At 64.4% G+C, this 23,547-nt stretch carries 17 protein-coding genes, 1 tRNA gene and 2 pseudogenes; 11 read left to right on the forward strand and 9 right to left on the reverse strand.

Annotated elements, in window-relative coordinates; translation table 11 throughout:
* Window positions 1-38: 38 nt before the first annotated feature.
* The 3 genes from ORS3428_RS20295 to ORS3428_RS20305 all read left to right on the forward strand — a co-directional run bounded on the left by ORS3428_RS20295 (window position 39) and on the right by ORS3428_RS20305 (window position 3,888).
* Complete coding sequence (locus ORS3428_RS20295; protein WP_071100055.1) at window positions 39-1,481, forward strand: methylmalonyl-CoA mutase subunit beta; 1,443 nt, start codon at window positions 39-41, stop codon at window positions 1,479-1,481.
* On the forward strand, window positions 1,478-3,598 hold the full coding sequence (gene scpA / locus ORS3428_RS20300) for a methylmalonyl-CoA mutase (RefSeq protein WP_071100056.1): 2,121 nt from the start codon (window positions 1,478-1,480) through the stop codon (window positions 3,596-3,598). Before ORS3428_RS20295 ends, scpA begins: the two co-directional genes overlap by 4 nt.
* A 65-nt stretch (window positions 3,599-3,663) precedes the next feature.
* Window positions 3,664-3,888 carry an AbrB/MazE/SpoVT family DNA-binding domain-containing protein gene (locus tag ORS3428_RS20305; RefSeq protein ID WP_071100057.1) on the forward strand — a complete coding sequence of 75 codons (225 nt, stop codon included), beginning with the start codon at window positions 3,664-3,666 and terminating at the stop codon, window positions 3,886-3,888.
* 131 nt (window positions 3,889-4,019) lie between these two features.
* Here ORS3428_RS20305 and ORS3428_RS20310 read toward each other — a convergent pair whose 3' ends face one another.
* Window positions 4,020-4,502 (reverse strand): GreA/GreB family elongation factor, encoded by a 483-nt coding sequence (locus tag ORS3428_RS20310; RefSeq protein WP_071100058.1) that lies wholly within the window; start codon window positions 4,500-4,502, stop codon window positions 4,020-4,022.
* Between the two features lie 106 nt (window positions 4,503-4,608).
* On the opposite strand from ORS3428_RS20310, the gene ORS3428_RS20315 reads away from it, so the two are divergent.
* Window positions 4,609-5,985 (forward strand): TIGR03808 family TAT-translocated repetitive protein, encoded by a 1,377-nt coding sequence (locus ORS3428_RS20315; RefSeq protein WP_071100269.1) that lies wholly within the window; start codon window positions 4,609-4,611, stop codon window positions 5,983-5,985.
* 99 nt (window positions 5,986-6,084) lie between these two features.
* Here the strand turns inward: ORS3428_RS20315 and ORS3428_RS20320 are convergent, their stop codons facing one another.
* Together ORS3428_RS20320 and ORS3428_RS20325 are read right to left on the reverse strand one after the other, a co-directional pair.
* Window positions 6,085-7,089, reverse strand: a complete 1,005-nt coding sequence (locus tag ORS3428_RS20320; protein ID WP_071100059.1) for an asparaginase — start codon at window positions 7,087-7,089, stop codon at window positions 6,085-6,087.
* A gap of 48 nt (window positions 7,090-7,137) precedes the next feature.
* Window positions 7,138-8,304 carry an acetyl-CoA acetyltransferase gene (locus ORS3428_RS20325; protein ID WP_071100060.1) on the reverse strand — a complete coding sequence of 389 codons (1,167 nt, stop codon included), beginning with the start codon at window positions 8,302-8,304 and terminating at the stop codon, window positions 7,138-7,140.
* A 186-nt stretch (window positions 8,305-8,490) separates the two neighbouring features.
* Between ORS3428_RS20325 and betI the strand changes: the two genes are divergently transcribed.
* From betI to betB, 5 genes are read left to right on the forward strand one after another with little or no spacing between them, the layout of a single operon-like run.
* Entirely contained in the window at window positions 8,491-9,081 is a 591-nt protein-coding gene (betI, locus tag ORS3428_RS20330; RefSeq protein WP_071100061.1) for a choline-binding transcriptional repressor BetI, read from the forward strand.
* The gene (betC, locus tag ORS3428_RS20335; protein WP_071100062.1) at window positions 9,078-10,607 is read left to right on the forward strand and encodes a choline-sulfatase; all 1,530 of its coding nucleotides are present in this window, start codon (window positions 9,078-9,080) and stop codon (window positions 10,605-10,607) included. Before betI ends, betC begins: the two co-directional genes overlap by 4 nt.
* Entirely contained in the window at window positions 10,604-11,608 is a 1,005-nt protein-coding gene (locus ORS3428_RS20340; protein ID WP_071100063.1) for a threonine/serine dehydratase, read from the forward strand. Before betC ends, ORS3428_RS20340 begins: the two co-directional genes overlap by 4 nt.
* Window positions 11,601-13,253 (forward strand): choline dehydrogenase, encoded by a 1,653-nt coding sequence (gene betA / locus ORS3428_RS20345; RefSeq protein ID WP_071100064.1) that lies wholly within the window; start codon window positions 11,601-11,603, stop codon window positions 13,251-13,253. Before ORS3428_RS20340 ends, betA begins: the two co-directional genes overlap by 8 nt.
* 53 nt (window positions 13,254-13,306) lie before the next feature.
* Window positions 13,307-14,770 carry a betaine-aldehyde dehydrogenase gene (gene betB / locus ORS3428_RS20350; protein ID WP_071100065.1) on the forward strand — a complete coding sequence of 488 codons (1,464 nt, stop codon included), beginning with the start codon at window positions 13,307-13,309 and terminating at the stop codon, window positions 14,768-14,770.
* A gap of 28 nt (window positions 14,771-14,798) precedes the next feature.
* Here the strand turns inward: betB and ORS3428_RS20355 are convergent.
* The 3 genes and pseudogenes from ORS3428_RS20355 to ORS3428_RS20365 all read right to left on the reverse strand — a co-directional run bounded on the left by ORS3428_RS20355 (window position 14,799) and on the right by ORS3428_RS20365 (window position 18,973).
* Window positions 14,799-17,035 (reverse strand): annotated as a pseudogene (locus tag ORS3428_RS20355) (AGE family epimerase/isomerase).
* A gap of 128 nt (window positions 17,036-17,163) precedes the next feature.
* A pseudogene (locus tag ORS3428_RS20360) lies at window positions 17,164-17,454 on the reverse strand (LysR family transcriptional regulator); the annotation flags it as partial.
* Window positions 17,455-17,461: 7 nt separating this feature from the next.
* A complete protein-coding gene (locus ORS3428_RS20365; RefSeq protein WP_443136867.1) occupies window positions 17,462-18,973 on the reverse strand; it encodes a phosphomannomutase/phosphoglucomutase in 1,512 nt (503 codons plus the stop codon).
* A 206-nt stretch (window positions 18,974-19,179) separates the two neighbouring features.
* Here ORS3428_RS20365 and ORS3428_RS20370 point away from each other — a divergent pair.
* A tRNA-Pro gene (locus tag ORS3428_RS20370) sits at window positions 19,180-19,256 on the forward strand.
* Window positions 19,257-19,436: 180 nt separating this feature from the next.
* Complete coding sequence (locus ORS3428_RS20375; protein ID WP_071100067.1) at window positions 19,437-19,772, forward strand: hypothetical protein; 336 nt, start codon at window positions 19,437-19,439, stop codon at window positions 19,770-19,772.
* A gap of 28 nt (window positions 19,773-19,800) precedes the next feature.
* Here ORS3428_RS20375 and ORS3428_RS20380 read toward each other — a convergent pair whose 3' ends face one another.
* From ORS3428_RS20380 to ORS3428_RS20390, 3 genes are read right to left on the reverse strand one after another with little or no spacing between them, the layout of a single operon-like run.
* The gene (locus ORS3428_RS20380; protein ID WP_071100270.1) at window positions 19,801-21,417 is read right to left on the reverse strand and encodes an ABC transporter ATP-binding protein; all 1,617 of its coding nucleotides are present in this window, start codon (window positions 21,415-21,417) and stop codon (window positions 19,801-19,803) included.
* Window positions 21,418-21,434: 17 nt separating this feature from the next.
* The gene (locus ORS3428_RS20385) at window positions 21,435-22,559 is read right to left on the reverse strand and encodes an ABC transporter permease (RefSeq protein WP_071100068.1); all 1,125 of its coding nucleotides are present in this window, start codon (window positions 22,557-22,559) and stop codon (window positions 21,435-21,437) included.
* Window positions 22,552-23,475: an ABC transporter permease subunit gene (locus tag ORS3428_RS20390; RefSeq protein WP_071100069.1), complete on the reverse strand. Its 924-nt coding sequence runs from the start codon at window positions 23,473-23,475 to the stop codon at window positions 22,552-22,554. Before ORS3428_RS20390 ends, ORS3428_RS20385 begins: the two co-directional genes overlap by 8 nt.
* Between the last annotated feature and the right edge of the window lie 72 nt (window positions 23,476-23,547).

A 23,547-nucleotide genomic window follows, 5' to 3' on the forward strand; every position in this document is an offset into this window, starting at 1 on the left:
AGACTGGCGGCTGATGCGGCAAGAAGACGAGGAGTGCGATGGGCGCCGGCGCCTTGACCAGGGATGTCGACCTTCCGAACCCGGACGCCAAGCGCTGGTTGGCGCTGGCGGAAAAAGCGCTTGCCGGCGGCTCCTTCGAGGAGAAGCTTGTCTCACACACCGATGACGGCATCCGCATCGAGCCGCTCAGCGAACGCTCGAAGTCGGCCGAGCCGCTGGTGCGCACCAATCCGAAGTCGCCCTGGATCGTCAGCCAGCGCGTCGACGATCCGGACCTCGCCCGCGCCAGCGCCCAGACGCTCGAGGACATCGCGCAGGGCGCGACCGGCCTGTCGCTGGTTTTCGAGGGCGCGCCGAACGCCTTCGGCTACGGCCTGCCGAGGACAGCCGAAGCGCTGGAAGCGGTGCTCGACGGCGTGCCGTTGAACCGCATGCAGGTCCGCATCGATGCACATCCCTGGAGCCGCGCCGTGGCGGACTGGCTGCTCGCCTTTTTGACCAAGCGCCGCTCCGATCCGACGAAGCTCAACCTTTCCTTCGGCATCGACCCGGCGGCGATCTTCGCCGGCACCGGGCGGTTGCGCACCTCCATCGAGGCGCTGCAGGAGTCGATGCCGCAGTCGCTCGCACATTTCTTCTCTATGGGCGTGCCCGGCGTGCTGCTCGAAGCCGACGGCCGCGTGTTCCACAATGCCGGCGCCACCGAAGCGCAGGAGCTCGGCACGATGATGGCCTCGGCCGTCTCCTATCTCAGGATGTTCGAGAAGGCGCGCCAGCCGCTGGTCTATGCGGCGCCGTTTATCGGCTTCGCGCTCAGCGTCGACCAGGACCAGTTCCTGTCGATGGCCAAGGTGCGGGCACTGCGCAAGCTCTGGGCGCGGATTCAGGAAGCTTGCTCGATCCCGGCCTCGACGGCGAGCGTCCACGCCGAGACCTCCTATCGCATGATGACCGTTGCCGATCCGGAGACGAACATCTTGCGCACCGCTATCGCCGGTTTCGCGGCTGCCGCCGGCGGCGCCGATTCGATCTCGATCCTGCCGCACACGATTACGCACGGATTGCCGGGCGGCTTTGCCCGCCGCGTCGCCCGCAATGCGCAGCTCATCCTGGCGCATGAAAGCCATATCCATCATGTCGCCGATCCGGCCAGCGGCTCCGGCGCGGTCGAGGCGTTGACCAACGATCTTTGCGCTGCGGCCTGGGAGGAATTCCAGCGCATCGAAGCCGAAGGCGGCGTGCTCAACAGCCTGCAGCAGGGCTATATCCAGAACCGCGTGCAGACAGCCGCGGCGAAACGCAATGCCGCCTATCGGGCGGGTGAACGCGGCATCGTCGGCACCACGCTTTACCGCGCCGGCAGCGAGCGCCCGGTCGAGACGCTGAAGGCCGAGCGCCGGCCGGCGCTGACGGAAGGCGTGGCCATGTGCGAGCCGCTGTTTCCGGTGCGCATCGACCAATCGATCGGAGCCGGATCATGATCCCCGATTTCAGCCAGATCGGCTGGTCGGCGCCGCGCCGCGCGCCGGTCGAGCTCAAGGGCCAGCGGATGACGCCGGAAGGAATCGCCGTGAAGCATCTCTACGGCCAAGGCGATCTCAAGGGGCTTGCCAATCTCGACACCTATCCGGGCCTGCCGCCCTTCGTGCGCGGCCCCTACCCGACCATGTATGTCCAGCAGCCCTGGACGATCCGGCAATATGCGGGCTTCTCGACGGCGGAGGAATCCAACGCCTTCTACCGGCGAAACCTCGCCGCCGGCCAGAAGGGTCTCTCGGTCGCTTTCGACCTCGCCACCCATCGCGGCTATGACAGCGACCATCCGCGCGTCGCCGGCGATGTCGGCATGGCGGGCGTGGCTATCGATTCCATCCTCGACATGCGCCAGTTGTTCGATGRCATTCCGCTCAATGAAATGACGGTGTCGATGACGATGAACGGCGCCGTGCTGCCGATCATGGCGCTCTATATCGTGGCGGCGGAGGAACAGGGCGTCGCGCAAAAGGATCTCGCAGGGACGATTCAGAACGACATTCTGAAGGAGTTCATGGTCCGCAACACCTATATCTATCCGCCGAAGCCTTCGATGCGGATCGTTTCGGACATCTTCGCCTATACCTCGCGGCATATGCCGAAGTTCAACTCGATCTCGATCTCCGGCTACCACATGCAGGAAGCCGGCGCGACGGCCGATCTCGAGCTTGCCTATACGATTGCCGACGGCATCGAATATGCGCGCGCCGGCGTCGTCGCGGGCCTCGATATCGACCGCTTCGCGCCCCGTCTCTCCTTCTTCTGGGCGATCGGCATGAACTTCTTCATGGAGGTCGCCAAGCTGCGGGCCGCCCGGCTTCTCTGGTCGAGCCTGATGAAGAAGAATTTTGCGCCGAAGGACGAGCGCTCGCTTTCGCTGCGCACCCATTGCCAGACATCCGGCTGGTCGCTAACGGCGCAGGACCCTTACAACAACATCACCCGCACGATGATCGAGGCGATGGCGGCGACCCAAGGGCATACGCAGTCGCTGCACACCAATTCCTTCGATGAGGCGATGGCGCTGCCGACCGACCATTCGGCGCGCATCGCCCGCAACACGCAGCTCATCCTGCAAAAGGAATCCGGCACCACGCGCATGATCGATCCGTGGGGCGGCTCGGCCTATGTCGAGCGGCTGACCCACGATCTGGCGGCCCGTGCGCTTGCCCATATCGAGGAGGTGGAAAACCTCGGCGGCATGGCGGCCGCTATCGAGAAAGGCATTCCGAAGCTGCGCATCGAGGAAGCGGCCGCGCGCACCCAGGCGCGCATCGATTCCGGCGAGCAGGTGCTGGTCGGCGTCAACGCGCATCGTCCGCAAGCGGATATCGAGGTCGATGTGCTCAAGATCGACAATGCCGAAGTGAAGGCGCGGCAACTGGCAAAACTGCAGCGGCTGAAGGGCACCCGCGACGTCGCTGCCTTGGAGGATGCGCTAACCGCCCTCACCCGCGCGGCCGAGAGCGGCGAAAACCTGCTGGAATTCGCGATCCGCGCGGCACGCGCCAATGCCACCGTCGGCGAGATCTCGCTGGCGCTGGAGAAGGTGTTCGGGCGCCATGCGGCCACTGTGCAGACGATCTCCGGTGTCTATCGCGACGCGCTCGGCGACAATCCGGCAGTCGACCGGCTCAAGGAAAAGATCGAGGCATTCGAGAAGAAATCCGGCGCCAAGCCGCGCATCCTGGTCGCCAAGATGGGCCAGGACGGCCACGACCGCGGCCAAAAGGTGATTGCCAGCGCCTTTGCCGATCTCGGCTTCGACGTCACCGTCGGACCGATGTTCCAGACGCCGGAAGAGATCGCAAAGCTGGCGGTGCAGCACAGTGTCGACATCATCGGCGCGTCCTCGCTCGCCGCCGGGCATTTGACGTTGATCCCCGAGCTCAAGGAAACGCTGAGGAAGCTCGGCCATGGCGACATGTTGATCGTCGCCGGCGGCGTCATCCCGCCGCAGGACTATGATGCAGTTCTGAAGGCGGGAGCGGCGGAAATCTTCCCGCCGGGCACCGTGATTCCGCAGGCGGCGGACAGGCTGATGGATCGGCTATTGGCGGCTTAGCGAACGTTGCCGCATCGCTTAAGGTTGTGCCATAATGATTGCTACAACCAAGGGTGAGCCCCATCATGAAAACGATCATTCACAAGCTCGACGATGGATCCGGCGCCGTGATCGTGCCGCGCGAAATGCTCGACAGCTTGAACCTTAAAGTGGGCGATCAGCTTCAGATCATCGAAACTGGCGACGGCATCATTCTAAGGCCAGTGCACGACAATTTCGAACGGCAGATGAGTGCCGCTCGCGATGTCATGGACAAATTCTCAGTCGGATTGCAAAAGCTGGCAAAGTAGACGCTCCGCGCCACACTTCGCTTCCCGCTCCGCCCAAAGATGACAACGGGACGGGCGTTTCGGCCAATCTCCAAGGCATGCGACCTGCAACGCAAGYATAGCCGACCGGTCAAAATCCCTGCGCTAGGGTGCTAATTCTCGACCTTGTCCGAGAGCTTGACGATTTCCCATTCCTTGCCGTTGACGGTGACGACCTCGCCCACCTTCCTGCCGAACAGCGCGACAGCCATCGGCGAGGCATGGGAAATGCTGCCTTTTGAAGGATTGGCCTCGTCCTCGCCGACGATGCGCCAATGCACCTTCTTGCCGCCGTCGTTTTCCAGCGTGACGCCCATGCCGAAGCGCACTACGTCGCTGCCCGGCTCAGGCACGGAAAGCTCGGCGCTCTCGCGCCGGGCGGTCCAGTAGCGCAGGTCGCGCGACACGACCGCAAGGCGCTCGCGATCGCCCTTCCTTTCGGCCTTGGCCATCAGATCGCGCAGTTCGGCGAGATTCTCCTCGATCATCGCAAGGCCCCGCTCGGTCACCAGATTGCGGTGCGGGCTGATCGGCCGTTCGCCAACGCCGGCAATGGCATTTTCGCTGTCTTCTTCGCGTGTGAAAGCTCTGCTCATACCATGAACTTAGGCCCGGCGCGGGCTCTGCACAAGCGATTTGCCGACCACCTAGCTTTGGCACGATTCCTGCGAGGGACCGGGCGAAACGCCGGGACCTGTGCCGATGCTGAACAGACGAACGCTGCTTGCCCAATCCGCGGGCTTTGCCGTCGCGGGGCTCTTTGCCGGCAAGGCATCGGCGAAGATGCTGCCCGGCATCGAGATGGCCGCCATGCGCGGCTCGATCAACGCCATCGAGATCGGCGTGCAGCCTGGCGCGCTGGACGACCAGAGCAAGGTCTTTGCCAAGATGCTCAGTGACGCCAGCGACCGCGACGCGCCGGTGTTCCTGCCGCCGGGCACCTATGTCGTTTCCAACCTGAAGCTGCCCGCACGCGTGCGCCTGTCCGGCGTGGCAGGCGCCACGCGCATCGTCTATGGCGGCAATGGCCACTTGATGATGGCCGAACAGGCTGACCATATCGAGTTCAGCGGACTGGTGCTCGACGGCAGCAACCGCTGGCTGGCCGACTATGCGCAAGGCCTGCTTGATCTGCGCAGAGTCGCCCATCTCGTCATCGACAATTGCCAGGTCACGGGGAGCGGCAAGAACGGGGTGGCGCTGGAACATGTCGCCGGCCGTGTCGGCCGCTCAGACATTTCGGGAGCGGCGGACGCCGGCATCTATTCGGTCGAGGCGGGCGGGCTGGAAATCTCGGGCAACACCGTCTCGGACTGCGGCAATGGCGGCATTCTGGTGCATCGCTGGCAACAGGCGGAGGACGGCACCATCGTCAGYGGCAACCGCGTGCAGCGCATCGGCGCGAGGAGCGGCGGCACCGGCCAGAACGGCAACGGCATCAACGCCTTCCGCGCCGGCAATGTTATCATCTCGGGCAACATCGTTTCCGACTGCGCCTTCTCGGCGATCCGCGCCAACAGTTCCAGCAATTTGCAGATCACCGGCAACACCTGCTCGCGCTCAGGAGAGACCGGGATCTACTCGGAATTCTCCTTCGAAGGCGCGATCCTCAGCAACAATCTGGTCGACGGCGCCGCCAACGGCATCTCGATCGTCAACTTCAACGAAGGCGGCCGCATGGCCGTGTGCTCGAACAACATCGTGCGCAACCTCTCGACAATCGGCCCCTATACCGCCGATCCGCCGGGCTTCGGTGTCGGCATCAGTGCCGAGGCAGATACGACGGTTTCGGGCAATGTCGTCGAGAACGCACCGCTCTACGGCATGCAGCTCGGCTGGGGACCTTATCTGCGCAACGTCGTGGCGACCGGAAACATCATCCGCAAGGCAGGCACCGGAATCGTCGTCAGCGTCGTCGAGGGCTCCGGCACCGCCGTCATCTCGGACAATGTCATCGACGGCGCGCAGAACGGCGCCATCATCGGCCAGCGCTGGGCCGATCCGGTGACGGGCGATCTCACGCAGTCAACCGGTAGCGGTTATGCGCATCTGACCGTCGAGCGGAACAAGGTCAGCTAGAGGCAATTCCAGGAAAAGCGTGAAACGGTTTTCCGTCCGGAACTGCGTCAGAACAAGGAGATAGAGCGGTTGCGCGTTTCCGTGAAACGGTGAACGGCTCTAGTTCAGCGCCGCCGTCGGCCGCAGTTCGCCGACCTTGGCGCCGTTCCGGCTTTCGACCAGCGGACGGGTGAGCTCAGCAAGCTTTTCCGCGAGTGCTTCGTCGCTGCGCAGCAGCTTTGCCAGCACCGCCGCGATCATCACCTCGGAGGCACGGCCGGCGCCGTCATCGCATTTCAACGCAATGCCGAGGCCGAGTTCGGGCAAGGCCGCGCAATAGACGCCCTCGGCGCCGGTCTTGACGAAGATGCGGCCGGGGGCGGCCTGCATCAGCGCGACATCGGCGCGGCCGGTGCCAGCCACAAGGAAAGGCTCGGCCATGCAGGCCGAAAGCAGCCGCTTCGCCGCCCTGGCGCGCTCCGGCGAAAAGCCCCTGCCCGTAGCCATCCGGGCGAAGCCGCGCGCGAAGCTCTTCAGCGGCACGGCATAGGTGGGGATCGAGCAGCCATCCGTGCCGTAGTGGTCGACATCGTGCGCGGCGCCAGTCACGGAATGCATCGCGTCGCGTACCATCTCCTGCAGCGGATGGTCGGCTTTGACGTAGCCGCCATGGGCGACACCGGAATGCACACAGGTGCAGAGGAAGCCGGCGTGCTTGYCGGAGCAATTATTGTGCAGCGCGTTCGGCGCGCCACCGGCACGCGCCAACGCAATTGTCGCGGCCTGGCTCAACGGCCAGTGCGAGCCGCATTCGAGCGCAGTTTTGTCGAGACCGGCCTTGGCGAGCATCGCTTGCGCCAGTTCGACATGCGCCGGCTCGCCCGAATGCGAGGCGCAAGCCAGCGCCAATTCGCGGTCGCCGAAGCCAAAGGCGTCGGCGGCACCGCTCTCGACGAGCGGCAGCGCCTGGATTGCCTTCACCGCCGAGCGTGGAAACACCGGTCGCGCCGTGTCGCCGATCTCCAAGACGGACTTGCCGTCGGCATCGAAAACGCTGACGGCGCCACGATGCGCGCTTTCGACCACCGCGCCACGCAAAACCTCGACGAGAACCGGATTTGCCATGATGTCTCCCGCGCGGGCGCATGGGCGCCGCTTCAATGCGGGCCGCTTCTACCTGATCCGGTCGAGGATGGAAACGTAGTTCGCCACCGCGGCGCCACCCATGTTGAAGATGCCGCCGAGTTTCGCACCCGGCACCTGAATGCCGCCCGCCTCGCCGGTCAGCTGCATGGCTGTCAGCACATGCATCGAAACGCCGGTGGCGCCGATCGGGTGGCCTTTGGCCTTCAAGCCGCCGGAGGGGTTGACCGGCAGGCGGCCGTCCTTCGCCGTCGCGCCTTCCAGCGCCAGCTTCRCACCCTCGCCGGGCTTCGCCAGCCGCATTGCCTCATATTCGATCAGCTCGGCGATGGTGAAGCAGTCATGGGTCTCGACGAAGGAGAGGTCGTCGAGCGTCACGCCGGCCTTCTTCAGTGCCTGGCCCCAGGCCCGCTCGCAGCCTTCGAAGGCGAGGATGTCGCGCTTCGACATGGGCAGGAAATCCTGGACATGCTCATTGGCGCGGAAGGTGACTGCGCGCCGCATTTTCAGCGCCGTCGCGGTATCGGTAAGCACCAGCGCCGCCGCACCGTCCGAGACCAGCGAGCAGTCTGTGCGCTTCAGCGGACCGGCGACAAAGGGGTTCTTCTCGCTCTCCTGGCGGCAGAACTCATAGCCGAAATCCTTGCGCATCTGGGCATAAGGATTATCGACGCCGTTCTTGTGGTTCTTGGCGGCAATCATGGCGAGCGCATCGGACTGGTCGCCATAGCGTTGGAAATAGGCCTGCGCGATCTTGCCGAAGACACCGGCAAAGCCCGCCGGCGTGTCGCCATCCTCCGGCAGATAGGAGGCCTTGAGCAGATTCTTGCCGATCTCGRGACCGGGCGTGGTCGTCATCTGTTCGGCGCCGACCACCAGCACGATGCGGGCGGCGTTGGAATCAATGGCGCGGATGCCCTGCCTGACGGCGGCCGAGCCGGTGGCGCAGGCATTCTCGACGCGCGTCGCCGGTTTGAAGCGCAACCTGTCATCGGCCTGCAGGACCAGGCTGGCGGTGAAATCCTGCGGCGAGAAACCGGCGTTGAAATGGCCGAGCACGATCTCGTCGACATCATCCGGGCCGATGCCGGCATGGTCGAGCGCGTCCACGGCGACCTTGGTGATCAGGCCCTCCAGCGTCTCGCCTTCGAGCTTGCCGAAGCGCGAATGCGCCCAGCCGACGATGCATGCGGTCATGGCAGCCTCCATTTGCCGCGCAGCCTAACACGTTCCTGCCACGGCACGTGATTCAATATTGTTCAATAGTGAACTTTTTTCYAGTCCGACGGATGAGCCAGAGCGGGACGATCGGTTGTTCCCAATCCGATTTTTATTGATTGATCCGTCAATAAAAAATAATCTCGCTGCAAATTGGACCCGCAGATGCCGAAAATCGGAATGGAACCGCTGCGCCGCAAGGCGCTCATCGACGCGACGATCTCGGCGATCGGCGAACGCGGTTCGCTGGACGTGACCATGTCGGAGATCGCCGGCCGCGCCGGCGTGTCGTCGGCGCTGGCGCATCACTATTTCGGCGCCAAGGACGAGCTGCTGTTCGCGACGATGCGGCACATCCTCGCCGAACTCAACACCGACGCAAGGCGTGCGCTTCGCGTGGCAACAACGCCGCGCCAGCGCGTCTCGGCCGTGGTCGCGGTCAGTTTCTCCGACGAGCAGTTCCAGCCCGAAACAATAGCCGCATGGCTCGCCTTCTATGTCGAGGCGCAGAAGTCCTCCGCCTTGCGGCGTCTGCTTCGCGTCTATGCGCGGCGGCTCAATTCCAACCTGATGAGCGGGCTGACCGGCATTCTGCCAAGAACCGAGGCCGACCGAGTGGCCGAGGCAGCCGCGGCACTGATCGACGGTCTCTACATCCGGCGCGCGCTGAAGGACGGGGTGCCCAACGCGCAGAGCGCGATCGCGCTCGTCGAAGACTATCTCGAAACCAAACTCAACGGACGGAGCCTGCCTTGACGACCCGGCGACCCAATTTCCTGATCGTCATGGTCGATCAGCTCAACGGCACGCTCTTCCCGGACGGTCCGGCCGATTTCCTRCATGCGCCCAACCTCAAAGCGYTTGCCGCCCGCTCGGCGCGCTTCGCCAGCAACTACRCTGCCTCGCCGCTCTGCRCGCCAGGYCGCGCCTCCTTCATGAGCGGCCAGCTGCCGTCGCGAACCCAGGTCTATGACAACGCGGCTGAGTTCGCCTCCTCGATCCCGACCTACGCGCATCATTTGCGCAGCGCCGGCTACCACACGGTGCTGTCCGGCAAGATGCACTTTGTCGGGCCGGACCAGTTGCACGGCTTCGAGGAGCGGCTCACCACCGACATCTATCCCGCCGATTTCGGCTGGACGCCGGACTACCGCAAGCCCGGCGAGCGCATCGACTGGTGGTACCACAATCTGGGCTCGGTCGCCGGCGCCGGCGTCGCCGAGATCACCAACCAGATGGAGTATGACGACGAGGTCGCTTTCCACGCCGTGCAGAAGCTCTACGAGTTCGCGCGCGTCTCGGACGATACCGCACGCCGGCCATGGTGCCTGACCGTCTCCTTCACCCATCCGCACGACCCCTATGTCGCGCGACGGAAATACTGGGATCTCTACGCCGACTGCCCGGCCCTGGGGCCGGAGGTCGGCTTCATTCCCTATGACCGGCAGGACCCGCATTCGAAGCGCCTCTACAAGGCTTCCGACTACGACAGCTTCGACATCACACCGGAGCAGGTCCGCCGCTCGCGACGCGGCTACTACGCCAACATCTCCTACCTCGACGACAAGGTAGGGGAGTTGCTTTCGGTACTGGRAAGCACCCGCATGCTCGACGACACCATCGTGCTGTTTTGCTCCGATCATGGCGACATGCTGGGCGAGCGCGGCCTGTGGTTCAAGATGTGCTTCTACGAGGGCTCGGCACGCGTGCCGCTGATGATGGCTGGCAAGGGCATCAATGCCGGATTGGTCAGCGCGCCGGTTTCCAATCTCGACGTGACGCCGACGCTCTGCGAACTCGCCGGCATCGATATCGCGGCAATAGCGCCCTGGACGGACGGCCAGTCGCTGCTGCCGCTGCTGGACGGCAAAGCGCGCTCCGCACCGGTGCTGATGGAATATGCCGCCGAAGGCTCCTACGCGCCGATGGTGGCAATCCGCGAAGGACGCTACAAATTCGTCCATTGCGAGCTCGATCCGCCGCAGCTTTTCGATCTCGAGGCCGATCCGCGCGAGCTCACCAACCTCGCCGCCGATCCGGCGCATGCCGGTCTCGTCTCGACCTTCATGGAGAAGGTCAGGACGCGCTGGGACATGGCCGCCTTCGATGCCGCCGTGCGCGCCAGCCAGGCGCGGCGCTGGGTGGTCTACCCGGCGCTGCGCAACGGCGCCTACTACCCATGGGAGTTCCAGCCGCTGCAGAAGGCCTCGGAGCGCTACATGCGCAATCACATGAACCTCGACAATCTCGAGGAACAGAAGCGCTTTCCGCGAGGCGAATGATGGCAGACGTTCTCGTCCCCGACCTCGACCATCTGAAACAGGCCTATGGCGTGACCTCCGTGGCCACGCAGGTGACGCCGCTGCTCGAATCGGYGGCACTTGCGAGGGAAACGGGCGCCGCGCGCGTCTTCGTCAAGCCGGAATCGCTGCAATGGGCAGGCTCCTTCAAGGTGCGCGGCGCCTATTGGCGGCTGAAGCGGTTGTCGCCCGACGAGGCGAAGAAGGGTGTAGTCGCCTATTCCTCCGGCAATTTTGCGCAAGGGCTGGCGGCGGCCGGCCAGGCGCTCGGCATTCCCGTCACCATTGTCATGCCGATCGACGCTCCAGCGGCCAAGCGGGAGGCGACCGCCGGCTACGGCGCGCGCGTGGTGCTCACAGATCATGGCGATCGCGCCCGCGAGGAGGTAGCCGCCGCCAAGGCGCGCGAGATCGCCGAGACTGAACATCTCACCTTGCTTCATCCCTTCGACGATCCGGAGATCGTCGCCGGCCAGGCCGGCGCGGGGCTGGAGGCGCTCGACCAGTTGGCGGCGACGAAGGCTCACGCCGACCTTGTCTTCTGCTCGGTCGGCGGCGGCGGGCTGATCGGCGGCGTTTCGCTCGCCTTCCACTATCTGTCGCCGAGGACCGAGATCATCGCCGTCGAGCCCGAAGGCTTCAACGGCATGGGCTCGTCGCTGGCGCACGGTGCGATAGAGACGATGCCGATCGGGCCGAAATCGATCTGCGACGGGCTGATGGCCCGCAAGCCCGGCGAAGCGCCCTTCGCGGCAGTGAGTGCTGCCGGCGTCCGCGGCGTCACCGTCGACGACGCCTCGGTGCGGCGTGCAATGAAGATCGCCTTCGAGCGCATGAAGCTGGTGCTGGAGCCTTCGGGCGCGGCATCGCTCGCAGCGCTGCTGGGCGGCAAGGTGGATGTGGCGGGCAAGACCGTCCTCGTAGTGGCTACCGGCGGCAATGTCTCGCTCGCCGACTTTATGGCGCATATGAACAATGCTTGAAGCGGATTTTGTCATCATCGGCTCCGGCTCCGCCGGCTCGGCCATGGCCTACAGGCTGTCGGAGGACGGCAAGCATTCGGTGATCGTCATCGAGTTCGGTGGCACCGATATGGGGCCGCTGATCCAGATGCCGTCGGCCCTGTCGATCCCGCTCAACATGAGCCTCTATGACTGGGGTTTCGCCAGCGAGCCCGAGCCGCATCTCGGCGGCCGCGTGCTTGCCACCCCGCGCGGCAAGGTGATCGGCGGCTCGTCCTCGATCAACGGCATGGTCTATGTGCGCGGCCATGCGCGCGACTTCGACCACTGGGCCGAACAGGGCGCGACCGGCTGGGGCTTCGCCGACGTGCTCCCCTATTTCAAGCGCATGGAGGATTCCGACGGCGGCGAGGCCGGCTGGCGCGGCCACGGCGGCCCGCTGCATGTGCAGCGCGGCACTCGGAAGAATCCGCTCTACGGCGCCTTCATCGAGGCTGGCCGCCAGGCCGGTTTCGAGCTCACCGACGACTACAACGGATCGAAGCAGGAAGGCTTCGGCCCGATGGAACAGACGATTTGGGGTGGGCGCCGCTGGTCGGCCGCCAACGCTTATCTGAAGCCGGCTCTCAAGCGAAAGAATGTTAGCCTGCTCAAGGGTTTCGCCCGCCGTGTGGTGATCRAGAATCAACGCGCCATCGGTGTCGAGATCGAARCTAACAAACAGATTCAGCTCGTTAAGGCGCGACGTGAGGTGATCGTTGCGGCATCGTCGATCAATTCGCCGAAGATCCTGATGCTGTCAGGTATCGGCCCCGGCGCGCATCTGCAGGAGAACGGCATAAAGGTTATCGCCGACCGCCAGGGCGTCGGCCGCAATCTGCAGGACCATCTGGAGCTCTACATCCAGCAGGAATCGACCAGGCCGATCACGCTGAATTCGGTGCTCAATCCGTTCTCCAAGGCAATGATCGGCGCGCAGTGGCTGTTCTTCAAGTCGGGCCTCGGCGCCACCAACCATTTCGAGGCTGCGGCCTTCGTGCGCTCGCAGGCGGGCGTCGACTACCCCGACATCCAATACCATTTCATTCCGGCGGCCGTGCGCTATGACGGCAAGGCGGCGGCGAAGTCGCACGGCTTCCAGGCGCATGTCGGGCCGATGCGATCCAAGTCGCGCGGTTCGGTGACGCTTCGCTCACCAGATCCGAAAGCGAAACCGGTTATCCGCTTCAACTACATGTCGCATCCGGACGACTGGAGCGAGTTCCGCCACTGCATCCGTCTGACGCGCGAGATCTTCGGCCAGAAGGCTTTCGACGGCTTCCGCGGCATGGAGATTTCGCCGGGCAGCCATGTGCAGACCGACGACGAGCTCGACGCCTTCATCCGCGACCATGCCGAGAGCGCCTACCATCCTTGCGGCACCTGCCGGATGGGCCGCGCCAACGACCTTACCAGCGTCGTCGATCCGGAATGCCGGGTGATTGGCGTCGAGGGCCTGCGCGTTGCCGACTCCTCGATCTTCCCGCGGGTGACCAACGGCAACCTCAATGCGCCCTCGATCATGACCGGCGAGAAGGCGTCGGACCACATCCTCGGTCGCACGCCGCTCGCGCCGTCCAACCACGAGCCATGGATCAATCCGCGCTGGCAGGTGGCCGACAGATAGCGCATGATCCGGGCGGATCGCTTCGCCCTCGAAAGAGAACTGGAGAACCGCCCATGCGCGCCCAGCCAACGGCATCGCATTATGTCAACGGCCGCTACATCGAGGACGAAGGCGGCGCGCCGTTGCCGGTTATCTACCCGGCGACAGGCGAGACCATCGCGACGCTGCATTCGGCGACGCCGAATGTGCTGGAACTCGCCATCGAGGCGGCGCGCGCCGCCCAGCCGGCCTGGGCTCGGATGAAGCCGGTCGAGCGCGGGCGGATCCTGCGGCGCGCCGCCGACATTCTGCGGGCGCGCAATGCCGACCTTGCTCGCATCGAGACGCTGGATACCGGCAAGGCGATCCAGGAGACGCTGGTGGCGGATGCGCCTTCGGCCGCCGACTGCCTCGAATATTTCGCCGGCGCAGTCGCCTCCTTCAACGGGGAGATGGTCGATCTCGGCGGACCGTTTGCCTATACGCGGCGCGAGCCGCTCGGCGTGTGYGTCGGCATCGGCGCCTGGAACTATCCGATCCAGATCGCCGGCTGGAAGTCGGCGCCGGCGCTCGCCATGGGCAACGCCATGGTGTTCAAACCGTCCGAGAACACGCCGCTTTCGGCGCTGGCACTGGCCGAGATCTACAGCGAGGCCGGCCTGCCTGACGGGGTGTTCAACGTCGTGCAGGGCTATGGCGATGTCGGCGCCGGCCTTGTCGGCCACGATGTCGTGGCAAAAGTTTCGGTGACCGGCTCGGTGCCGACCGGCCGCAAGGTGCTGTCGCTTGCCGGCTCGAAGATGAAGCACGCGACGATGGAGCTCGGCGGCAAGTCGCCGCTGATCGTCTTCGACGACGCCGATCTCGAAAACGCCATCGGCGGCGCCATGCTCGGCAATTTCTATTCGACCGGCCAGATCTGCTCCAACGGCACGCGCGTCTTCGTGCAGCGGGGCATTCATGACCGCTTCGTCGATCGGTTGATCGAGCGCACCAAGAAGATCCGCATCGGCGATCCGCTCGATCCGGAAACGCAGATGGGACCGCTGGTCAACAAGGCGCAGCAGGACAAGGTCGTCTTCTACATTGCGATCGGCAAGCAGGAAGGAGCCGCCCTCGCCTACGGCGGAAACGTGCCGTCGCTGCAGGGTTTCGAGGGCGGCTTCTTCATCGAGCCGACGGTGTTCACCGACGTCACCGACAACATGCGCATCGCGCGCGAGGAGATTTTCGGGCCGGTGATGAGCGTGCTCAAATTCGACAGCGAGGACGAGGTGATCGAGCGCGCCAACGACAGCGAATTCGGCCTCGCCGCCGGCGTCTTCACCCGCGACCTGCCGCGCGCCCATCGGGTGATCGCCGAGCTGCAGGCCGGCACCTGCTGGATCAACGCCTACAATCTGACGCCGGTGGAAATGCCCTTCGGCGGCGTCAAGCAGTCCGGCATCGGCCGCGAGAACTCGCTCGCGGCGCTGGCRCACTATTCGCAGCTCAAGGCTGTCTATGTCGAGACCGGCGACGTGGCGAGCCCGTATTGACGGGCGAAGGCGAACGGCCAATCTCCGCTCACCCAGTCTCCGCCGTCCCGTCCAGATACTGTGTCAGAGCACAGACTAGATGATAAAAGATGCTTGCCGGCACGTCGGTGGCCAGTGAGCGGCCGCGCTCGTCGATGCGATCGATCCAGAGGCCGAGCGGCGCCGGGTCGATGTGCCAGCGAAACAGCCGGCCGACGCGCGCCTCGATCTCGGGCTTGAGGTCCGGTCCGCCGGAACCGTCGAGCGCGATCGCCGCCTTCACCGCTTCCGCCTGTGGCCAGCTGCGCGACACCCGATCGAGCGGCAGGCCCTGGCGTGTGACGGCGCCATAGGCGAGATCGGTGGCGCGGTTCAGGCCGTTGGCGACGGCCGAGGCGTAGAGCTTGCGGGCGAACGCGCTGAGCTCCGTCTGACCACTGCGGGCGGCGAAGTCGACGAGCAGCGAGGCCCATTCGAAATGATGGCCGGGCTCGGTCCAACCGCCCTTCTCACCCCTCACGGGCTTCCAGGCTTCGTCGAAATATTCGCCGAGCGTCCAGCTTTCAGCGTCGAAGAAATGACTTCGGAAGAGGTCGATGATGCGCGCGGCACGGCGCAGATAGGCGCGCTCACCAGTGGCCTTGTGCCAGGCCAAGAATGCCTCGAGCAAATGCATATGCGGGTTGGAGCGCCGCTCGCCCGCACCGTCCGAGGTTTCGAGAAAGCCGGTCATGCGGCTGTCCTCGAGATGGGCATCGAGGAACGTAAAGGTCTCCTCCCCAAGCCGCAAGGCGTCGGGATGACCGGAGATGTGAGCATGCGCAAGCGCCAGAAGCACGCAGGAATGGTCGTAGGCATCCTCGACCGGGTCGGCGATCGAGCCGTCGATATTGAGCGTTCTGGCCCAGCCGCCCCTGTCGGTGCGGCCCTTCCCGGCCATGAAGTCGATGCCATGCGCGATCAGCCGGTCGGCCGGACCATCCCAACCGCGCTCCTTGGCGACGGCGAAAGCATAGACCTGGCGCGCCTGCGTGCGCATGCGCTTCGGCTTCAAAAGCGGCGCGGCGTCGAAGCCCAGCGCCTCGTGGAAGCCGCCATGGCGTTCGTCGACGCCGAGCGTCGACCACAGCGGCAGCGTCTCCTCGAACAGCCAGTGCCGCACACGCCGCTGCCAGGCGCCGCTCTCGATGACGCGGTCATGCGCCGGCGTGAACCGCGTCTCCAGCCGGCCGGATTTCTCCAGCTGCTCGACGATCTTCTTCACGTGCTGGCTGTGACTGACCGGCGCGACGAAGGTGGCATCTGCCGTCGAGACGATGGCCACATCCTTCATGCCGATCGCCGACAGCAGCCGGCCATCGCCGCGGATGTAGGAATTCTCGCAATCGATGGCGATGACGTCGCCGACAATGACGTTGCCATGCTCGTCGGACGGGCCGACATCTAGCAGCGACTGCCAGGAACCGAGATCGTTCCAGCGGAAGCCGGCCGGCACCATGGCGATGTCACTGGCCCGCTCCATGATGGCGTAGTCGATCGAGGTCGACGGGATGGCCGAATAGAGCTCCAGCGGCATGTAGAGGCCGGAGAGATCGCTGGTCGCCGCCTTGTAGGCGGCTTCGGTCGCCTGCCAGATCTTCGCTCGAAAGCGGCAAAGGCGTCGCGCATGGCGCCGGCGCGAAACAGGAAGATGCCGGTGTTCCAGTAGAAATTGCCAGCATCGAGATAGGCCTGCGCGGTGGCGAGATTAGGCTTCTCGACGAAGCGCGAGACATTGAACACGCCGGCCCTGTCGGACGCGACCTCGATATAACCATAGCCGGTCTCGGGCTGCATCGGCTTGATCCCGAACACCACCAGCCGGCCGGCCAAAGCTGCCTCGGCGCCCGCCTCGATGCTCTGCCAGAACTGGTGCTCGGTGGCGATTTCATGATCAGAAGGCACCACCAGAACCAGTTCGTCGCCATATTCGGAGAGCGTGCGCAGGCTGGCCAGGGCGACTGCGGCAGCGGTGTTGCGTCCCGTGGGCTCGAAGAGCGGGCCGCCCCCGGCGAGGTCAACGCCGGCAAGGTCGGCATGAACGCGCCCGGCGTGGYGCTCGGAGGCGATCAGGAAGATCGGCGTCTCGCCTTCCGGCCGGGACGCCAGCCGGCGCAAGGTCTTGGCCAGCATCGAGCCGTCACCGGAAAAATCATGAAACTGCTTCGGATTGTCCTCGCGCGACAGCGGCCAGAGCCGTGAGCCAACACCGCCGCTCATGACGAAACTGACGATGCGCTGGCTCATTCGGATCTCGCACTCAAAAGTTGGGCCGATAGCAGATGCTTTAAGCGGTGTTTACCCGCTTGGAAATCCGGTCCTTTGCCAGATCGATGAAGATCTTGACCAGAGGCGAAAGATGGCGGCTGCGTGGGAAAATGGCCGGCAAAGCCGACGGGAGCAGAAATGCGAATAGTACCCCACGGTTCCGCCCTGGTCTCGGCAAGGCGCAGATTTGCTTCCTCGATTGTGCGCAGCGCCTCGCTACTCCGCAGGCAATAGAGGCGACCCGCATCCGTCATGCTGAGGCTGCGCGTCGTGCGCTGCAGCAGCCGGACCCCGACCTCGCGCGCGAGCGCAGCGACACGGCGRCTGACCGTCGTTTTCGGCTTGGCAAGCAACTGGGCAGCGGCCGTGAAGCTGCCGCATCCTCGAACGGGTTTCATCAACCAGCTAAAAAGTCTGATTGTAAGCGCCGACCTCTTGGCTGCGCCGCAGCACGGCGTCGACTGCCTCGAACATCTGTCGGCGCCGCTCGGACGATACGGGGCYCTCCACTACGACGACTAGCTCAGGCTTGTTGGAAGAGGCGCGCACCAGCCCCCAAGTGCCGTCCTCGGCGACGACGCGTACGCCGTTGACGGTGATCAGAGCGGCGATCTTCTGGCCGGCGAAGTCGGCACCATCGTGCAGCATCGCCTGGAAATCCGCCACCACGCGGTCGACCACGCCGTATTTCGCCTCGTCCGCGCAACTAGCGGACATGGTGGGCGTTCCGTAGGTCAGCGGCAGCGCGCGGTAGAGATCGGCCATCGAGCTTTGCGGATTGCGGTCAAGCATCTGGCAGACGGCGATCGCGGTGATCAGGCCATCGTCATAGCCGCGGCCGATCGGCTGGTTGAAGAAGAAATGGCCCGATTTTTCGAAGCCGGCCACGGCGCCCAGTTCCGCGACGCGACGCTTGATGTAGGAATGGCCCGTCTTCCAGTAATCGGTGACCGCACTGTTTGCCTTGAGCACGACATCGGTGGCGAAGAGCCCCGTCGATTTGACGTCGACAACGAAGGTCGAGCCGGGATGGAGCGATGAAATGTCCCGGGCGAGCATGACACCGATCTTGTCGGCAAAGATCTCGTTGCCTTCGTTGTCAACGACGCCGCAACGGTCGCCATCGCCGTCGAAACCCAGACCGACGTCGGCGCCAGCCTCCAGCACCTTTTCACTGATCGCATGCAGCATCTGCATGTCCTCAGGATTCGGGTTGTACCGCGGGAAGTCATGGTCGAGCTCGACATCGAGCGGAATCACCTCGCAGCCGATGCGGGAAAGTGCTTGCGGCGCGAAGGCGCCCGCAGTGCCATTGCCGCAGGCGCAGACAACGCGCAATTTGCGCGCTACGCGCTTGCCTTTGGTAAGATCGTCGAGATAGGTCTGGCGGAAGCTGGAAACGAACTCATACGTGCCGCCGCCGGCAAGGTCGAAATCGGCTGCAAGCACAATCCTCTTCAGCGCGCTCATCTCCTCCGGACCGAAGGTGAGCGGCCGCGTCGCACCCATCTTGACGCCAGTCCAGCCGTTCTCGTTGTGCGACGCGGTGACCATGGCGACCGAAGGCGTGTCCAGCGCGAACTGGGCGAAATAGGCCATGGGTGACAAGGCCAACCCGATGTCCTTGACCCGCGCGCCCGCCGCCATCAGGCCGGAGACCAGCGCCAGCTTGATCGACAGCGAATAGGAGCGGAAATCGTGGCCGGCGACGATGTCCGGCCTGACGCCCAGACGGCGGATCAGCGTACCCAGCCCCATGCCGAGTGCCTGGACGCCGATCAGGTTGAGATCTGGCGCCTTCGTCGAACCCGGATGGCCGAACCACCAGCGCGCGTCATATTCGCGAAAACCCGACGCTCTGATCAGCGCCGAGGTCTCGAATTCGAAGCTGTTGGGCCGGGCTTCACCGATGATCATCAAGGGCAAGGGTTGAAACTCCAGCGGCCGAAAGCCGATCCATGGGGGCACGGCTTGTCACAGAAGCCTTTAAGCCGGTCTTTACCCGACGACTAAATCCCATGCCATCCAGGAAGCTTGGCGAAAGCGAAAGAAATGCGACACTCGCGCAACCATTGGCGCTTGCAGGATCGGAAAGTGGCGGTTATAAGCCCGCCGTCTGGTCACGGAGTGTAGCGCAGTCTGGTAGCGCACATCGTTCGGGACGATGGGGTCGCAGGTTCAAATCCTGCCACTCCGACCAGAAAAAACAAGCACTTGGATGCTTGTTGCTCCCGCCTCGGCATTAATCTTTCGGCGTCAAACTGCGAGCCCGAACGGCCACTGGCGCCCATTGTGCTCGACAGCGAACACTTAGCTTGGCCTAATGGCGCCTGCCTTTGTTTTAAGCGGGGCGATTGGGACGGCGAGACCAGGTGAAAGCATGACGTTCACGCCTGTGGCCATTTTGCCGGTGACCGCGATGCTGCTTTTCGCGGCCGGCTGCTCGTCAACCGTCGTATCGATCGATGCGGGGCAATACGACAAGATGRGCTGCGCCGAGCTCAACAGCGCGCTCGGCGACATCGCCACCGACATCTCGCGGACGGCGATCAGCCGAGGCAAGGTCGCGAGCACCAGCGTGCCGAACTGGCTGCTGGGCGGCGAGCGAGTCAAGACGGTGGTCGCCAATCGGGACACCGCGAGGATCCAGCGGTTGCAGCAACAGCAGCAGGCGATCATCGCGGCAAGGAAGCGCCAATGCCCGTCCTCGCATTGAGCTGCGCGCAGCCGAACGGCGGCCGTCCTCAAGCGCTGATGCGGAACCTGGTCGAATCGATCGCCGCGTTCATCAGCGTCTGCGTGTAGGCTTCGCGCGGATTGCCGAAAATCTCCTCGGTCGGACCTTCCTCGACGATCTTTCCCTGCTTCATGACGATGATGTAGTCGGCCATGGCGCGCACCACCGCGAGGTCGTGGCTGATGAAGAGGTAGGACAGCTGGTGGTCGGCCTGGAGCTTGCGCAAGAGCTCGACGATCTGCTTCTGCACGGAGCGGTCGAGCGCCGAGGTCGGCTCGTCCAGCACGACCACTTTCGGCTTCAGGATCATGGCGCGGGCAATCGCGATGCGCTGGCGCTGGCCGCCTGAGAATTCGTGCGGATAGCGGTTGCGCGCGTTGGGATCGAGGCCGACCTCGCGCAACGCCTCGACGGCGCGCTGGTCGCGCTGCCTGCCGGTCAGCGAGGGCTCGTGCACCAAAAGCCCTTCGGTGATGACCTGGCCGACCGTCATGCGCGGCGACAGCGAGCCGAACGGGTCCTGGAAAACGAGCTGCAATTCGCGCCTGAGCGGCCGCATCGCCTGGCGATCGGCTTCGGAAATGTCACGGTCGCCGAAGCGGATCACGCCGTCGCTGGGCAGGAGCCTGAGYAACGCGCGCCCGAGCGTCGACTTGCCGGAACCGGACTCGCCGACGATGCCTATCGTCTGGTTGCGCTTCAGCCTGACCGAGATCTTGTCGACGGCGTGCAGCATCAGCGGCTCGCCGCCGAGGAAGCCGCCGCCGATCTTGAAGACGACTTCGACATTCCTGCCTTCGAGCAGCACCGGCGAACTGGCGGGCGGCGCCGCCTTGGTGCCGGTCGGTTCGGCCGCGAGCAGCATCTTGGTGTAGGCATGCTGCGGGTTGGCGAAGAGCGCCTCCGCCTCGCCTTCCTCCACCACCTCGCCCTGGCGCATGACATAGACGCGATCGGCGAAGCGCCGCACGATACCGAGATCGTGGGTGATGAAGACGATTGCCATGCCGAGCTTGCGCTGCAGTTCGGCCAGTAGCATCAGGATCTGCGCCTGGATGGTGACGTCGAGCGCCGTCGTCGGCTCGTCGGCGATCAGGATGTCGGGATCGTTGGCCAGGGCCATGGCGATCATGACGCGCTGGCGCTGGCCGCCCGACATTTCGTGCGGATAGGATTTCATCCGACGCTCGGGATCGGGGATGTGCACCAGTCGCAAGAGCTTCAATGCCTCTTCGCGCGCCGCCTGGGCGTTCAAGCCGCGATGCCTGCGGATCGGCTCCATCAGCTGGTTGCCGATTGTGTAGAGCGGATCGAGCGAGGTCATCGGCTCCTGGAAGATCATGCTGATCTTGCGGCCGCGGACCTTGTTGAGCTCGCTCTTGGTCATCGACAGAAGATTCTGGCCGCGATAATCGACCTGGCCGGTCGCCTCGCCGTTGGAGGAGAGCAGGCTCATCGCCGCCATCATCGTCTGGCTCTTGCCCGACCCGGATTCGCCGACGACGGCGACGGTCTCGCCGGCATTGACCTTGATGTTGATGCCCTTGACCGCCTCCACGGTGCCGTCGAGGGTCTGGAAGCGGACGCGCAGGTCCTTGACGCTGAGGATCGTTTCGGAGCCCATGTCAGCGATCCCCATCCTTATCGATCTTTCGGGTCGAGCGCGTCGCGCAGGCCGTCGCCGATGAAGTTCAGCGCAAACAGCGTCGAGACGAGGAAGAAGGCCGGGAACAGAAGCAGCCAATTGGCGGTGCCGATGTTCTTGGCGCCGACCGAGATCAGCACGCCCCAGCTGGTCATCGGCTCCTGAACGCCGAGGCCGAGGAAGGAAAGGAAGCTTTCCAGGATGATCACCTGCGGCACGAGCAGCGTCATGTAGATGACCACCGGGCCGAGCAGATTGGGGATGACGTGGCGCACCAGGATGCCGCGCTGGCCGACGCCCATCGCTTCCGCCGCCTGGACATATTCCTGCCTGCGGATCGACAGCGCCTGGCCGCGCACGATGCGCGCCATGTCGAGCCACAGCACCGCGCCAACCGCCAGGAACATCAGCACGAAGTTGCGGCCGAAGAACACCACCAGCATGATGACGAAGAAGATGAAGGGCAGCGAATAAAGCACGTCGACGATGCGCATCATCACCTCGTCGACACGACCGCCGGCAAAGCCGGCCGTCGCGCCGTAGATGACGCCGATGACGCCGGCGACGACGCCGGCAAGCAGGCCGATGGCGAGCGAAATTCGCCCCGCCATCATCGTGCGCGAGAGCAAGTCGCGGCCGGTATTGTCGGTGCCGAAGATGAAATATTGCTGCCTGACGGCCGAGCTCATCGTCGCTTCGCGCCCGTCGGGTGACTTGCTTTCGATCTTCGTGTCGTCGAAAGYGTCGGAGCGGTCGAGATAGCGGACGCTGCGGTCGTCGATCGGCTTGGTCGAGGTGACCGTGACGATGACGCGGCTGCCGTCCTGGTGCCACTCCTTGATGTCGACGCGCATGCGCTTGATGGCGTCGGCCAGCGCGCCCTGGATCATGTCGGGCTTCGGATAGGCCGATAGGCTCGGCGGCGTGCGCACATAGTCGCCATAGATGGTGGTGTATTCATGCGGCGCAAACCAGGGGCCGAACACGCTGATGACGGCGATCAGCGCCAGATAATAGAGGCTGAACATGGCGGCGCGGTTGCGCTTCAGCCGCGCCCAGGCATTGCCCCACAGCGAGCGGCCGACGATCGGCTCCGGAACGGCTACGGCGAGCTCAGTCATAGCGCACCCTCGGATCAACGACCGCGTAGAGGAGATCGACGATCAGGTTGAAGACGATGGTGAAGAGCGCGATCACCACGACCGTGCCCATGACCAGTGTGTAGTCTCGGTTGAGCGCGGCATCGACGAAATAGCGGCCGACGCCCGGGATGGAGAAGATGGTCTCGACGATGATCGAGCCGGTGAGCAATGCCGCCGCTGCGGGACCGGTGAAGGAAACGATCGGCAGCACGGCGCCGCGCAAAGCGTGCTTGACCACCACCGACCAGTCCGACAGGCCAAGCGCGCGGGCGGTGCGGATATGGTGCGAACRCAGGCTCTCGATCATCGAGCCGCGCATCAGGCGGGCGACGATGGCGATCTGCGGCAGGGCGAGCGTCAACACCGGCCCGACCTTGTTGATCAAGGCGCCGTCACCCCAGCCGCCGATCGGCAACAGCTTCCAGGAAAGCCCGAAGACGAGCTGGATCACAGGAGCGGTGACGAAGGTGGGGATGGTGCTGCCGGCGGTGGCTAAAGCGATCACTGAATAGTCGGCTATTTTATTCTGGTTGAGCGCAGCGATCGTGCCGAGGATCGAGCCCAGCAGCAGCGCCAGCACCAGTGCCGACGTGCCGATCTGGACGGAGATCGGCAGGCCCTTGGCGAAGAGCTCGGTGACGGTGAAGTCCGGCAGGTTGTAGCTCGGTCCGAAACTGCCGCGCAAAAGATTGCCGAGATAGTGGACATATTGCAGCCAGAGCGGATCGTTGAGGCCGAACTGGGCTTCGAGATTGGCCCTGATTTCGGGGCTCAAGCCCCGCTCCTGGTTGAACGGGCCGCCTGGCGCGATCCGGATCAGGAAGAACGCCACCGTCACAATGACGAATAGCGTCGGGATGGCGGTCAACAGCCGCCGGAAGACATAACGCAGCATCGGCGCCCCGCTTCAGCCAGGGCGACAGCTCTCCAGACGAGACCGTGGCGCGCTGGCATCTCTGATCTTCGC

It is taken from the genome of Mesorhizobium sp. ORS 3428 (assembly GCF_001854785.1).
Taxonomy (GTDB): domain Bacteria; phylum Pseudomonadota; class Alphaproteobacteria; order Rhizobiales; family Rhizobiaceae; genus Mesorhizobium.

Bases quoted from the DNA above. Each gene is read 5' to 3' on its own strand.
- ORS3428_RS20295 (WP_071100055.1), top strand. From the start codon at position 39: ATGGGCGCCGGCGCCTTGACCAGGGATGTCGACCTTCCGAACCCGGAC.
- ORS3428_RS20305 (WP_071100057.1), top strand. From the start codon at position 3,664: ATGAAAACGATCATTCACAAGCTCGACGATGGATCCGGCGCCGTGATC.
- ORS3428_RS20310 (WP_071100058.1), bottom strand. From the start codon at position 4,502: ATGAGCAGAGCTTTCACACGCGAAGAAGACAGCGAAAATGCCATTGCC.
- betI (WP_071100061.1), top strand. From the start codon at position 8,491: ATGCCGAAAATCGGAATGGAACCGCTGCGCCGCAAGGCGCTCATCGAC.